General features: G+C 72.3%; 13 protein-coding genes. 10 read left to right on the forward strand and 3 right to left on the reverse strand.

Features of this window, described 5'->3' with window-relative positions:
• Positions 1-2 precede the first annotated feature (2 nt).
• The 6 genes from H9L22_RS15210 to H9L22_RS15235 are packed head-to-tail and all read left to right on the forward strand — an operon-like array spanning position 3 to position 6,882.
• Positions 3-764 (forward strand): hypothetical protein, encoded by a 762-nt coding sequence (locus tag H9L22_RS15210; protein WP_187720647.1) that lies wholly within the window; start codon positions 3-5, stop codon positions 762-764.
• Positions 761-2,983 carry a hypothetical protein gene (locus H9L22_RS15215; RefSeq protein ID WP_187720648.1) on the forward strand — a complete coding sequence of 741 codons (2,223 nt, stop codon included), beginning with the start codon at positions 761-763 and terminating at the stop codon, positions 2,981-2,983. Before H9L22_RS15210 ends, H9L22_RS15215 begins: the two co-directional genes overlap by 4 nt.
• Positions 2,983-4,323, forward strand: coding sequence for a GAP1-N2 domain-containing protein (locus H9L22_RS15220; RefSeq protein ID WP_187720649.1), 1,341 nt, complete (start codon positions 2,983-2,985; stop codon positions 4,321-4,323). Before H9L22_RS15215 ends, H9L22_RS15220 begins: the two co-directional genes overlap by 1 nt.
• Complete coding sequence (locus H9L22_RS15225; RefSeq protein WP_187720650.1) at positions 4,323-5,345, forward strand: hypothetical protein; 1,023 nt, start codon at positions 4,323-4,325, stop codon at positions 5,343-5,345. Before H9L22_RS15220 ends, H9L22_RS15225 begins: the two co-directional genes overlap by 1 nt.
• Positions 5,342-6,313, forward strand: coding sequence for a TRAFAC clade GTPase domain-containing protein (locus H9L22_RS15230; protein ID WP_187720651.1), 972 nt, complete (start codon positions 5,342-5,344; stop codon positions 6,311-6,313). The genes H9L22_RS15225 and H9L22_RS15230 overlap by 4 nt, the downstream gene beginning before the upstream one ends.
• Positions 6,313-6,882 carry a TerD family protein gene (locus H9L22_RS15235; protein ID WP_187720652.1) on the forward strand — a complete coding sequence of 190 codons (570 nt, stop codon included), beginning with the start codon at positions 6,313-6,315 and terminating at the stop codon, positions 6,880-6,882. The genes H9L22_RS15230 and H9L22_RS15235 overlap by 1 nt, the downstream gene beginning before the upstream one ends.
• Here the strand turns inward: H9L22_RS15235 and H9L22_RS15240 are convergent.
• A complete protein-coding gene (locus H9L22_RS15240; protein WP_187720653.1) occupies positions 6,875-7,180 on the reverse strand; it encodes a hypothetical protein in 306 nt (101 codons plus the stop codon). The two genes, H9L22_RS15235 and H9L22_RS15240, sit on opposite strands and share 8 nt — an antisense overlap.
• On the opposite strand from H9L22_RS15240, the gene H9L22_RS15245 reads away from it, so the two are divergent.
• The 4 genes from H9L22_RS15245 to H9L22_RS15255 all read left to right on the forward strand — a co-directional run bounded on the left by H9L22_RS15245 (position 7,169) and on the right by H9L22_RS15255 (position 10,340).
• A complete protein-coding gene (locus tag H9L22_RS15245) occupies positions 7,169-7,948 on the forward strand; it encodes a carboxylesterase/lipase family protein (protein ID WP_226965903.1) in 780 nt (259 codons plus the stop codon). The genes H9L22_RS15240 and H9L22_RS15245 overlap by 12 nt on opposite strands.
• Before the next feature lie 259 nt (positions 7,949-8,207).
• A complete protein-coding gene (locus H9L22_RS19165; protein ID WP_264292481.1) occupies positions 8,208-8,747 on the forward strand; it encodes a glycoside hydrolase family 3 N-terminal domain-containing protein in 540 nt (179 codons plus the stop codon).
• Positions 8,642-9,259 (forward strand): glycoside hydrolase family 3 C-terminal domain-containing protein, encoded by a 618-nt coding sequence (locus H9L22_RS19170; protein ID WP_264292483.1) that lies wholly within the window; start codon positions 8,642-8,644, stop codon positions 9,257-9,259. The genes H9L22_RS19165 and H9L22_RS19170 overlap by 106 nt, the downstream gene beginning before the upstream one ends.
• Before the next feature lie 67 nt (positions 9,260-9,326).
• Positions 9,327-10,340, forward strand: coding sequence for a lactonase family protein (locus H9L22_RS15255; protein WP_187720654.1), 1,014 nt, complete (start codon positions 9,327-9,329; stop codon positions 10,338-10,340).
• Positions 10,341-10,362: 22 nt separating this feature from the next.
• Here H9L22_RS15255 and H9L22_RS15260 read toward each other — a convergent pair whose 3' ends face one another.
• Complete coding sequence (locus tag H9L22_RS15260; RefSeq protein WP_320060619.1) at positions 10,363-11,601, reverse strand: FAD-dependent oxidoreductase; 1,239 nt, start codon at positions 11,599-11,601, stop codon at positions 10,363-10,365.
• A gap of 41 nt (positions 11,602-11,642) precedes the next feature.
• Entirely contained in the window at positions 11,643-13,184 is a 1,542-nt protein-coding gene (locus tag H9L22_RS15265) for a 13E12 repeat family protein (protein WP_187720656.1), read from the reverse strand.
• Positions 13,185-13,203 lie beyond the last annotated feature (19 nt).

Here is a 13,203-nt window from a genome sequence, read left to right on the forward strand (position 1 = left end):
CCATGGAACTGACATCTGAGCTCTTCATCGCGCTGCTGATCTTCTTCCTCGTCGCGGCGGTGCCGTCGGCGGCCTCGGGGGCCGCGCTGGCCCGCCGGGCGGATCGGCCCGCCTGGCACGGCATGCTCGCCGGCTTCTTCCTGCCGTGGATCGGGCTGCTGTTCTTCGCCGGTAACCAGCCTCCCGGCCGTCGGTACCAGACGGGGCCAGCGCAGTACGCGATGGTCATGCTGTTCGTCGCCGCCGCCATGACGATGATCTCCACCTTCCTGACGTGGGCGGAGCTCACCGGCGACGTTTTCGACGGCGGTGAACTGTTCGTGGCGCCGTCGGAGGTGCTGCCCTGGGCGATCGTCGTGTGGCTGCTGGCCCTCGGCCTGCTGGTGGGGGCCCTGGGATTCCTGTTCCGCTGGGGTTTCGCCGGCTACCTGGCCTGCGCCATCATCGTGGCGGGGATCGGCGGCTTCCTGCTGTCGGTGTTCGTCCTCGACGGGCCCACCCGCCTGCTTGCCCTCGCCCGGCTGGCCGACGTCGACGTCGACGAGGTGACGTTCGCCATGGGTGACGGGGCGTGGGTTGCGCTGGTCGCGCTCGTGGCCGCGTATGTCGCTGTGATCGTCGCCCCGTTCGGTCTGAAGATCCGGCGCGTCGAACCCGTCGCGCCCATCGCGCCGGTCGCGCCGCAGCAGCCGGCCGCGTGGGCGGTCCAGCAGCAGCGCCCAGTCGGCCCCGTCGGCCCCGGCGGACCGGGAGCGACCTGGTGAGCAACGGAGCGGAGCGGGCACGCCGCCTCATGGCCGCGGCGGAGCGACTCGGAACCGCGGCCCCGGCGCCGCGGGATCTGGACATGTGGGCCTACCTCGATGTGCGGAGGCGTGACATCGCCGAACACATCCTGTGGGAGAACCGGTCGGCGCTGCTGGCCGCCTTCGATGCTCTCCTTCCCGCGCTGGGCGGGGAGGAGGAGCAGACCGTGGGGACGCAGGACGTCGCCGCGCCGCAGCCGTCGGCGCCCCCGCCCCCGGCGGGTCCCCGCCAGCGCTACAACGCGCTGGTCGAGTGGCGCGGGCTGCACTCCGAGGCGGAGGTGACCGCGCTGAGCGACCAGGACCTGGCCAGGCTCGCCTCCACCGACGCCGTCACCAGGGACGAGGTCGTGGCCGCGGCGCCGCGGCTGACCGCGCAGGCGGTCGTGCACCGGCACGCCACCGAACTCAGCCGCGTGCTCGGCGGCGGACAGGAATCCGACCCGCCTCCGGCACCGCTCGAGGAGGCCGCGCCTGCCGCGCCTGCCGCGCCCGCCGCCGTCGAGCGGCTGCCCGAGCCGGAGTCCACCGAGCTGTACCCGCCGTTCCCGCCGGAGAGCGTGACCCGTTTCGCGCCGTACCAGTGGGGGACGACGCCGGCGGTCGCGCGGGGGCACGTGCTCGCCGACCTCGACGGCGACGCCGTCACGATGTCGTGGAGCCCGCTGCCCGGCGAGGGCGTGACCCTCTACCGCGTGGTCGAGTCGTCCTCGACCTGGCCCAGCGGCGCCCCCGAGGTGGGCGGAGGGCAGTTGCTCGTCACCCGGGCCACGGCCGGCACGCTCGCGCTGCGCAGTTCGCAGGCCGTCAGCTACCTCGCCGTCTGGGCGAACCAGGGCAACACGGCGCTGGAGGCCGCACACGCGCAGCCGCAGCTGATCGGGGTCAGCGAGATCGTCTGGCCGCCGCGGATCGCGTCCGCCCAGGTGGGCTCCGACCGCACCGTCGCCGCCCTCCTGACGGCGCCGTCCGGCAGCCGCGTCGAGGTGCAGCGGTTCCTCAAGGGGGAGCCGGTCAGGTATGACACCACGCGGGAGATCGACCGGGCACACGTCAACACGCAGGGCTTCCGTGACCTGACCCCGCCGATGGGCGAGGACCTCGTCTACGCGGCGTTCTGCGTGGCGGAGCTGTCCGACGGGTCGTCGCGGGTCTCCGTGCCCGCCACCGTCGAGGCCCTCGTCGTACCCGAGGTGCAGCAGGTGCAGGTGCAGGTCCGGCCCTCCGACACCACGCCCGGCGCCTACGACATTTCGTGGCTGCGGCCACCACACGGCCGCGTCGTCCTGTTCGCGACGCCCGAGCGGCCCCCCGTGGGGCTGGAGGACGAACCGCGGACGGCGGAGATCATCGAGGGGCAGGGCCTGACGGCCGAGTACCAGGTGAACTATCCGCCGAGCGACCTCGGCGGTGTCATGATGATCAGCGGATTCGCCGTCGACCCGAGCTGGGTGCGGGCGCATTTCGTCGCCGTGCACTGGGTGTCGGACGACGCGCTGTGGGTGGGGCCGACCGTCTCGATGGTCACGCCCCACGCCCCCGGGTACGCGCAGATCGTCGAGCGTGTCGACGCGCAGGTGATCACGTTCGCCTGGCCGGAGGGCGTCACGGTCGTGCAGGCCCACCAGGGGCCCCGCGGAATGTCGGTCGACCCCGCGACCTCCGAGCCGATCGCCCAGCTGACGCGCGACGAGTACGTCCGCACCGGCGGCATGCGGATCACCCGCACGCTCCCCCCGAACGGCTGCGCCATCGACCTGTTCGGCGTCGTCTACCTCGACGGCCGCCCGATCTTCTCGGACCCCGCCCCGCTGGACTACCCGGGCATCACACGGCTGCGCTACCGGGTCACGCCGTACGGCCATGACGGCGCCCCGGCCGCCCCCGACGCGTACCCGGCCGGCTACCGGATCCACGCCGAGGTCGACGACGAGCTGCACGGCACGCCGCTGGCCGTCGTCGGGAACCTGACGCGGCTCCCACTCCATCCCCAGGACGGCAGGATGCTCGCGCAGCAGGTCGTGTCGCTGCCGTCGGGGCAGCAGACCTATGTCATGGACGTTCCCGCCGGCCAGACGCCCGCGTACATCCGGTTGTTCGTGAACAGGCCGGCCGCCGAGTGCGGCACGGTCGCCGTGCTCGACCCTCCCGTCCACACGCTGTGGGTGACGGTCTGATGCAGCAGCTCCTCTTCGGCTCGGCCGACCAGATCCCCGGCCGTCCCACCGGCGGCTGGGGCGTGCTCCACGAGTCGCCCGACCTCGCGCCCGACACGGCCGGACGGCTCGTGCGGCTCGCCACCGTCGAGATGGCACCCACGGTGCCGCAGTTCCCCTCCCAGCAGGATCTCGCGGGCCGTCCGGTCCGGTTCCGGCTGGACTTCGTCCGCGGCGAGTACGCCGTCTGCCGCAGCGTGGAGGCCGGCACCGACCACACCGGCCGACCGGGCAACGTGGTGTCGCACTGCGCCCGGATCGCCCCCGTCGACGGCGTCCGTCCCGTCGACTGGTTCTTCTCGCCCGGGTGGCTCGCCCCGTTCGGGCCGCGGGCGATCGCCGACGCCGTCCTCCCCGCCGAGCTGGCGCACGCCGGCGGTTGGGACGCCACGGCTGCCTGGCTCCGGGAGCACGATTCGACGCGGATGTCGCGGCTGCGGTGGATCGCCGACGTGGGGCTGGAGCTGCTGCTGCAGGGGCAGCGCCTCGTGCTGAAGGCGCCGACGGCTGCCGAGGCCGCGCGGTGGGCCTCCGTCCTGACCTGGCTGCTCGACGCGCAGGTCGCCTCCCTGGTGAAGCTGCGGATCGGCGAGGACGCGCGGAGTATCGGCGAGCAGATCGGGCTGGCCCCGGTGATCGTCGGGCTCACCGGCGACGCGGATCCCGCGGCGCTGCGCGGGGTGCCGGTGCTGGACACCACCTGGGAACTCGACGCCCTGGCCGCCGAGCGCGTGGGGGCCTGGACGCTGCCCTCCGGGCAGAGCTTCCCGGCCCGGCCCGCGACGGCGATCGCCTCCGACCTGGCCTACGCGCTGGCCGACGTGGCCCGCGCCGTCTTCGACAAGCGTGACGAGCTGGTGAACCGGTTCCGCGCCGCCGACGGTGACCTCCAGGCGCTGCACGAGGGACTCTTCCTGCAGGTGGCCTGGCTCTCGACGCCCGGTGCGCAGGACATCGCCCGGGAGGACCCGATCCGGCAGCTGCTCGCCGCGTTCGACGACGAGGTGGGAGCCTGGCCGGAGCTCGTGGCGCTCGCGGCCGAGGTCGGGGAGCAGCCGCTCCCGCCGGCCCCGGCGGACCCCTACGGCGAGCCCGACCCCGCGGAGCCGCCCGCGGTGGACCCCGTCCGTGAAGCGGTGCTCGCCGCCGTGCTGCTGACCAGGGCGGGCGTCGAGGTGGAGGAACTCCTCGCGTCCGGCACCCTGCTGGCCAACCTCGAGGGCCACAGCGACCAGCATCAGGCCGCGCTGCGGGCCATCGCCCGCGTGCTGCCACCCCCCTCTGAAGGAGTGATCCACTGATGGCCGGAATCGTCCAGCTCGCCGCAGGCGGCAGCGCCCAGGCCCCGGCCGGAGCCGTCTCGATTCGGCTGACCACCACCGCGCAGGTCCAGCTCGTGCTGATCGGCGAGGACGGCCGCGTCGTCGAGCCGCAGTACCGGGCCTCCGCCGTCGAGGCCGTGTTCGTGCCGACCGTCCCGGTGCTCGTGACGGCGCGGACCACCAGCGGGCAGCCCTTCGCGTCCGGTGCCCGGGTGGGGGTGTCGCTCCGCGGCCTCCAGGGCGCAGGCGGCGAGATCGTCAGGCCCCCGGCCGAGGTCGGCGGCCATCAGAGCGTCTCGCTGGTCCGGATCGACGCCTCCGGGCTGATCTCGGATGCCCTCGTCGGGGCGCAGCGCAGCGACGGTGAGGGCCTGTGGGCCCGGCCCTGGATGAAGCCCGGCTCCTACGCCTACCGCGTCAACCACCAGACGGCTGCCGCGGCGAGCTCCACGTGGGCAGCGGTGATCGACGGGTCGGCATCGATGCTTGTCAGCGACCGGCGGGAGGCGTTGGGACATTTCCTGGAGACGCTGATCGGGATCGCGTCGACCGCGTTCGGGGAGGCGCCGGCCGCGCTGCTGGCCGCCACCGAGCCGGCCCGCGACGCCGTCGCCGCGCTGGAGGCCGACGAGATCGACTGGGTGACGACACTCGGCGAGCAACCCGCCCCGTGGGCGCGGGTCACCCACGCCGTCGACGCCGCCGGGCGGACGGCGGAGCGGGTGGCCGTCGTGCTCGACGGCGTGCCGGTGGACTACCGGGAGCTGACCGCGTGGGCCCGCGCGGCGGCGCAGGGGCTGCTGGTCGTCGTCGTCGGCAGGTCCCGGCACGGGATCGGACCCGCGGACCGGCCGGCCCAGTTCTGGGACGAGGAACTGGCGGCCCTCGATGAGCTGGCCGCCCTCGACAACGTGACGCTGGTGTCGACGGCGGAACTCGCCGGCGTGGACGCGGTCTCCCTCGCGGATGCACTGTTCCCGGTGGAAGGTGGGGCGCTGTGAACATCTGCCCGTCCTGCGCCTCGACGGTGGCCTCGTCGGGCCGCTGCCCCGGCTGCGGCTTCGACATCCCCGTCGAGTGGCTGACGTCGCTGCAACTGTCGATCGCCGTCACCGGGGCCCGCACCGCGGGCAAGTCGGTGCTGATCGGCGTGATGATGGACCAGTTCGAGTACTTCCTCGGCGAGCGCCATCAGAGCTTCCTGACGCCGCTGGGGTCGACGAAGGAACGGTTCGACCAGAAGTACCGGACCCCGCTGTACGAGCAGCGGAACCTGCTGCGGCCGACGCCGCCCGCGCAGCAGGAGGCCCTCGAGCCTCTGCTCTGGGCGTTCGAGTACGGCGGTCAGCAGGTCTGCCTGTCGATCATGGACGCCGCGGGCGAGGACTTCGAGTCGCTCGCCGCCACCGACACGCGGTTCCGGTACCTGGGTTTCGCCGACCTGATCGTCGCGCTGATCGACCCGCTGAAGGTGCCCGGCGTCAGCGCCGTGTTGGAGGGCGTCGTCACGGTGCCGCGCGGCTCGGGCCATGACATCGACGTGCTGCGGGCGGTGCTCGCGGCCAGGAACGCGCACCGGCAGCAGGGCGGCCCGGACCAGGTGCTCGGGATCGTCCTCAGCAAGTTCGATGTGCTGCAGCGGATGCGGAACCTGTCGGCGTCACCGTGGCAGTCGATCATGAACCGGCCCGGCTCCACGCTGCAGCGGGATCCCTCCATGGTGAGCGCGTTCGACAACAGGGAGGACGCGGAACTGCTCCAGCACGAGCTGACTGGGCTCCTCGAACAGCTCGGCGCGCAGCTGGTGCTGTCTGCCGCGCAGGAGGCGCAGATCCCTTACCGTCTGTTCGCGACCTCCGCGCTCGGGGCGGAGCCGAATGCGTCGACCATCGGTCGGGGCGGGATCATCCCGTTCCGGGTGCTCGACGTGCTGCAGGCGGCACTGTCACGGAAGATCGGGGGCCGGTGATGGCGCAGCGTCTACTCCAGGGGGCTGCCGTCCCGATGGTCACCGCTGACGGCGTGCGCGTGCGTCGCCTCCTCCTGGGGGCGAACTGGGCGAGCAGCAGCGTCGACGTCGACATGTGCGCGCTGCTGCTGCGCCAGGACGGCGGCGGGTTCCGCGCCGTCGACGAGAACGGCTTCCTGTTCCGGAGGCGGCGCACGACACCGGAGCGCTCCGCGTTCCTCACGTTCCAGCCGCCCGGCCACTCCGAGGGGCCGGACCGCGCCCAGATCATCCTGGACTTCGATGCCCTGAGCCCGGAGGTGACGCGGATCGTCGTCGCGATGTCCGCGCTGCGGCGCGAGGGGACGCTGGCGGAGATGGGGTCGCTGCAGACCAGGGCGATGGACCTGGCCACCGGCGAGACGATGTACGTCTACAAACACCAGTCGATGGCGTCGCTCGCGGTGCAGTGCCTGCAGTTGTGGACCCTCAAGCGGGAGGGCACGACGTGGGAGGGCCGGTTGGTGGCGACGGAATACCCGGGTGGTCCGCCGGCGCTGGTGCGTGACTTCGGGGCCCGCGCTACCTGATCAGGCGGAGGAACTGCTCGACGTCGGCGGCCATGTCGATCGTCGGGTCCAGCATCCACGCCGACTGCAGGCCGTCGGCCAGTGCGTGACCCGCCCGCATGATCCAGTCCGGGTCCAGATCGGCGCGGATCTCCCCCGACTCCTGCGCAGCGACGATGGTGTCGCGCGCCTTCGCCTGCAGGGTGGCCGTGCGGGTGCGGAAGAAATCGTGGGCCGGGTGTTCGGGATCTCCCGCCTCGGCGGCCAGCCTCGCGTACAGGTGCACCAGTCCGGGGACCGCCGCGTTGTGCCTGATCACTTCGAGGAACGCCTCGAAGAACTCGGCTTCGGCATGTTCCCGGAGGTCCCTCTCATCGCGGGCCTCGAGAATGGCGACGAAGAGCTCCTGTTGGGCATGCCGCAGGCGCAGCACCTGTTCCACAGCGTCTATGCGATGTCCGGGGCCCTGGCCGACGTGACCGCGGAGCGCTCCGAGGTGTTCGGCCGCACCCTGGCGGCGGCCGCAGGTGTCGAGCCGACGCTCGAGGGATTCTCGAGCGTGCCGGAGGGAAGGCTGCTCGACCTGCAGAAGGCGGACGCGGCCAAGGCGCTGCGCTGGGTGCCGCGGGGCCTGCTGCTCGGGAAGCTCGGCGTGCCGAAGGACCGGCACAAGGCGTACCTCGCGGCCAACGCCGACGTCGTCGCGCACGGCAAGGCGCGCCTCGCCGGTCGGGTGCTCACCGACCGCATGTTCCGCACCGCGGTGCTGCGGGTGGCGGCCGACCGGGGTGACGCCCCGACCTGGCTGTACCGGTTCGCCTGGGAGTCCGGGAAGTTCGGGTTCGCCGAGCACTGCCTCGACGTTCCGTTCTTCTTCGACTGCCTCGACGGGCCCGTCATGGAGCCGCTGGCCGGTCCGAACCCGCCGCAGGCGCTGGCCGACGAAGTGCACGCCGCCGCCGTCGCATTCATCACCGGGGGAGACCCCGGCTGGCCGCGTCACGACGACCGCGGCATCGTGCGGGTCTTCGCCCGACCGAGCTCGGATATGCCGGACGGCTACGCCTCCGTCCGGGCCCTGTTGTGAGCGCCGTCCGTGTTTCCTCTCAACCAGACAGACAGTGACGTCAACCCCAGCAGGAATGGAGCTCCCATGACCGACCCCGCAGCCCTCACCACCGCCGAGCAGGCCGCGCTCACGAGCGGCGCCGACTTCTGGACGACCAAGGCCATCGAGGACGTCGCCGTCATCCTCGGCCCCGGCATCAACCTGAAGCGGTCGCCGCTGCTCGTACAACAAGATCAACGGCGTATACGCCTCGCAGGATCCGTGGCTGCTGACCGAGGTGCTGCGCGACGACTGGGGCTTCGAGGGCCTTGTCGTCTCCGACTGGGGCGCCGTGGAGGACCGGGTGGCGGCGCTGATCGCCGGACTCGACCTGCAGATGCCGGGCGGGAGCCCGGATCCTGACGCCGAACTCGTCGCCGCCGTCGAGTCTGGAGCCCTCGCCCCGGCCGTCCTGGAGCGTGCTGCCGGCCGCGTCGTCGACCTGGTCGCGAAGGCGCAGGCGCGCCCCGCCGTCCCGGGACCGCTCGACGTCGAGTCGCACCATGCCCTCGCCCGGGAGGCGGCGGGCCGGTCGATCGTGCTGCTGACGAACGACGCCGTCGAGGAGGGGGCGGCGCCGCTGCTGCCGCTGGCCGCGGACGCGTCGATCGCCGTCATCGGCGAGTTCGCCCGCACGCCCCGGTTCCAGGGCAGCTGGAGCTGCTGGACGCGGTGCTGGCCGTCAACCCGCGTGTCGTCGTCGTGCTGTCGCACGGGGCCGTCGTGGCGTTGCCGTTCGCGGACCGGGTGCCGGCGATCGTCGAGGCCTGGCTGCTGACCGGCGCCGTCAACCCGTCGGGTCGGCTCGCCGAGACGATCCCGCTGCGGTTGCAGGACACCCCCGCCTACGGATCGTTCCCGGGCGCCCACGGGCACGTCCGCTACGGGGAGGGGCTCCTCGTCGGGTACCGCTGGTACGACCAGCGGGAGATGGCGGTCGCCTACCCGTTCGGCCACGGCCTGTCGTGGGACATCCGTGTCGACCGGTGGGTCGTCGAGCCCGGCGCCTACCGAGTCGAGGTGGCCGCGTCGAGCCGCGACATCCGCGGGGCCGTGTCCGTCGAGCTGGCCGGGGACGAGGTGCGGGTCCCGCTGTCGGCGTCGTCGTCGATCGGGGAGATCCTCGCCCACCCGGTGGCGGGGCCGATCGTGCGCGCGGCCGTCGGGGTCGTGGACGAGTCGATGATGAAGATGATGGCTTCGTTCCCGATCGGGCGACTGGCCATGTTCCCGGGCATGGGGGTGAGCAAGGAGCAGGTGGAGCAGCTGATCGCGCTTGACAAGGGGTGATTTGCTCCCGGTGGTCAATTGCGGGTTGCCCGGGGTGACCCATTCGAACCGCAATAGGATGGGCGGCATGACTGGGCAACTGCTGCTGGTGGGCAACGACAAGGGCGGCACGATCGCCGCGTTCTGGCTGGATGGGGACCGGCTGCGCCCCGGCGCTGTCTCCGAGGTCGGCGTCGGCTGCAGCACCTTCGCGATCGACGCCGACCACGACCTCGTCTACGTCGCGACCCGCGAGCCGTCCCCGGCGATCGTCACGCACCGTCTCGACCGCGCCTCCGGCGCGCTCACCGAGGTCGGCCGCCGTCGCATCGACAACCCGCTCGCCTACCTGGCGCTGGCTGGTGACGTCCTGCTCGGCGCCTCGTACCACGGCGGGTGGGGCGCCTCCTGGAAGGTGGCCGACGGCGTCGTCGGGCCCGACGTGAGCCGCTTCTCCTACCGCAACCTGCACGCCGCCGTCCCCGATCACGCGGGGGGCAACGCGTACTTCCCGTCGCTGGGCGACGACCTGATCGCGCAGTTCTCCATCGCCCTGGACGGCGAGCTGGTCGAGCTGTCGGAGCCCGTCGTCAAGGAGACCGAGGGCTGCGGGCCGCGGCACCTGGTCGTGTCGGCGGACGGCCGCAACGCGTACCTGCTCACCGAGTTCACGGGGGCCGCCATCCGCTTCGAACGCAGCGAAGGCGGCCGCCTGACCAAGGCCGAGTCGGTGCTCGCGCACGACACCACGGCCGACCTGGGGATGAGCAGCTACGGCCTCGACCCCCGCGAGAACCACCTGATCTGGGGCGCCGACCTTGCGCTCGCGCAGGGGGAGCGGTGGTTGCTGTGCAGCGAGCGGACCGAGTCGACGGTCGCGGCCGTCGAGCTCGACGCCGACGGCCGCCTCACCGACCGGGTGGTGCTGTCGAAGGTCGAGTCGCAGCCCCGCGGCCTGACGGTGTCACCGGACGGCGAGCGCGTCGTCGTGGTGGGGGAGCGTTCGGGCCATGCGTCGCTGTTCCGCCTGGCCGACGGCGCACTCGAGCCGCTGGACCGGGTGGAGACGGGGCTGGGGCCGAACTGGGTCCGCTTCGTCTGAGCCGGCTCGTCGCCCGCCGGGCCTACGACAGGCGGGGCAGATCCGAGACCGCGGGACCCTCCAGCAACGTGCCGTCAGCGGCGAAGCGGGATCCGTGTAACGGGCAGTCCCATGATCGCTCAGCGTCGTTCCACCGCAGGACCCCACCCAGGTGAGTGCAGACGCCTGACACCCGGCACGTAGCCCCGTCCACCGTCGAGACAGCCTCGGGGCGACCCTTCTCCCCACGTCCGACGAGGCCTGCGCCCTCGGCGGGTGCCTCGCCGGGCACCGCGCGGAGTTCGGCCTCCACCCAGTTCTTCGTCATCTCCATGCCGACCTCCGCGTTTGCCTTAACCGTGTCGACGGCTCCGGCAAGCCCGCTCCTCCGGTGCCCCAGAGTGTCGGCCCACCGGGTCTGGCCCTCGAGAATCTGCGAGGAGAGGTTGAGCGCGGCCGCCACGGCGTTGGTCATGCCCCACTTGTTGTAGCCGGTGGCGACATCGATGCGGCCACCGCCGCGCGGCAGCGGGCCCACGAACGGCACCCGATCGACGGACCGGTAGTCCTGGGCCGACCAGGCGTGCGTGTGTTCGGCGCCGGAGAAGTGGCGCTCCGTCCAAGCGATCAGGTCTGCGAGCGCCTGCGACGTCCCATCGGATCGGCCCACCACGCGGTCGAGGATCGGGGTGCCGGTCGCGAGGATGAGCCGTTCGGCGGTCATCCGTCCCCGGGTGGTCGTGATGGTGACCGGGGACTTGGAGGAGGCGTCGGTGACTCGCGCCTCCTCGATGAGGATCCCGCCGTGGGCGGTGAACTCGGACAGCAGCGCTTCCAGCGCCTCCAGCGGATGGATCTGGGCCTGGCCCGGCAGCCGGAGAGCGCCCGCGATGGGGAAGGGCAGCTCGCTCTCGGCGGTCCAGGCAGCCTCGTCGAGGCCGGCAGCGCGGCAGGCGTCCAGCTCGCCCTGGAGTTGGCGGGCGGCTGGTTCGGTCTCGGCGTAGGTCCAGGCATCGCGCGTCTGGTGCGCGACCCCGCGTTCCTGCAGGAGGGAGACCTTCGCGGTGGTGTGTCCGGTGGTGACGGCGCCGACGCGGCGCGCCTCCAGGACGGCGACCTTCTGGCCTGAACGTGCCAGGAGCACGGCCGTGGTTAGACCAGTCAAGCCCGCACCGGCCACAACAGTGTCAACGTGTGCGCCTTCGACGAAGTCGTCGTTCGGTGTCGTCGTGAGGGGATGAGTGGCGAACCAGATGGATTCCATGTCCCATCCTGTACCCATACGGACCGCGCGGGACTCGTTATGCGGGATGAGGCCGCTGCCTATCCACTCGATGCCGTAGCGGTCCACGCACAGCCGAACGTGGCACCCCAGTTATGTGGCTCCAGCGCTTCGTCTGAGCCGACGGCCACCAGTTTGCGCGACCCGAACGAGGTGACGTCGTAGCGGTAGCCGAGCGGGCTCGTCCACACGAGCTGCCCCGGGGTGGGCTGTGCCAGCACCCAGAACCCGGCGGTCTTGGCGCGGTGGACGCGTCGGGCCAGCGGTGCCAGGTTGCCGATGCGGGTCTGCGCCCGCCGTCCCGGCTGGTAGGCGACGGTGTGATCGAGATCGAGCCCCTCCGACGACCGGTCGGAGAACGGGAACGGCTCGTGGGGGAAAGCCAGCAGGGCGGCCCGGCGCATCACTGCGGTCGGCACGTAGCCGTCTGCCGGGGCGAACTGCGGGAGGTCGATCACGGGCTGGACCCGGACCTTCAGCCCGGGGATCTCGCTGATCAGCTCGCGCAGCAGGGCCTGGGTGATGACCCCGGCGCGCTCCACCCGGGCCACGCCGGTGCCCGCGCCGACCGCGTCGCTGTGGATGTGGACGGCGACCTGGAGCGTGGGGCGGTGTCGGGCGGGTGAGGGCAGAGCTCTCCCGTCGGACCCGCACGTGGGTAGGCCGGGAGGCGGAGCTGTGGCGGAGTCTGTGACGCGATCGGGGTGGCCTCCGGCGAACGGCGACACAAGTTCGGGCAGCGGGTGCTGCGGCAGCGCTCCGGGCGCAGTGAGGCCGACGAGTCCCACCGGGCGATCCTCGACCTGTCGCCGCTCTTCGACCTCCAGCGCAGGCTGGGCGGACGCCTCCAGCAGCGCGACGGCGTAGTACGGGTCGGTGAGGACGCCCATCGCCTTGGCTCGACGCTGCGCGTGGGTGAGGCCCGGGAACGCCGGCTCGATCAGGTCAGCGAAGAGGGAGAGCCGGTCGTCGACTAGCCGCGCGTCGATCACGTCCAGCTTCCCGGTGATGTTCATGGCTCCCTCGAAGGCGCCCCATGTCCAGACGCCCCGGTCCTCGCGTGCCTTGCGTTCCTTCTCGGCGGCCAGTTCGGTGTCGGCCTCGACGATCAGACGGTCGAGCGCGTTGAAGGCCGCCGTCCACCCCCTGCCCTTCTGCTGCGCCAGCCACGCGGCGGTGACGGCGTCGCTGATGACGGGGTGGAGGTCGCAGCAGCGGGAGGCGGCCTTCAGGGCGCGGGCGGCGTCGATCTCGAGGCGCTGCACCGCCTCGTACAGGCGTGGGTGGCGGTAGCGGAGGTTCAGCGCGTCGGCGAGGCGCCCGGCGGCCGCGGTGGAGGTGCAGCCGAGGAGCCCGGCAATCTCGAGGCTCAGGAACTCGGAGACGGTCGGCGTGCCGACGCCGCCCGGGCGGATGCGGCGCTCGACCAGGGCTTCGGTGAGTTCGTCCTCGTCCAGCCGGTAGGAGGCAGCCAGCTCGACCAGCGCTTCGATGACCTCGGCCTCGCCCCGACGGCGCAGCTGATCGCCGGCGAGCAGCCGGTCCCCGGCTGCCCTCCCACGTCCAACTGCGATGTCATCCATACCCCCACTATCCGCCGCG

The sequence above is a fragment of the Tessaracoccus defluvii genome, assembly GCF_014489575.1.
GTDB classification, from domain to species: domain Bacteria; phylum Actinomycetota; class Actinomycetes; order Propionibacteriales; family Propionibacteriaceae; genus Arachnia; species Arachnia defluvii.

Coding starts and splice junctions, on each gene's coding strand:
- H9L22_RS15225 (WP_187720650.1), top strand. CDS start 4,323: ATGGCCGGAATCGTCCAGCTCGCCGCAGGCGGCAGCGCCCAGGCCCCG.
- H9L22_RS15255 (WP_187720654.1), top strand. CDS start 9,327: ATGACTGGGCAACTGCTGCTGGTGGGCAACGACAAGGGCGGCACGATC.
- H9L22_RS15260 (WP_320060619.1), bottom strand. CDS start 11,601: ATGGGTACAGGATGGGACATGGAATCCATCTGGTTCGCCACTCATCCC.
- H9L22_RS15210 (WP_187720647.1), top strand. CDS start 3: ATGGAACTGACATCTGAGCTCTTCATCGCGCTGCTGATCTTCTTCCTC.
- H9L22_RS15265 (WP_187720656.1), bottom strand. CDS start 13,184: ATGGATGACATCGCAGTTGGACGTGGGAGGGCAGCCGGGGACCGGCTG.
- H9L22_RS15220 (WP_187720649.1), top strand. CDS start 2,983: ATGCAGCAGCTCCTCTTCGGCTCGGCCGACCAGATCCCCGGCCGTCCC.
- H9L22_RS15235 (WP_187720652.1), top strand. CDS start 6,313: ATGGCGCAGCGTCTACTCCAGGGGGCTGCCGTCCCGATGGTCACCGCT.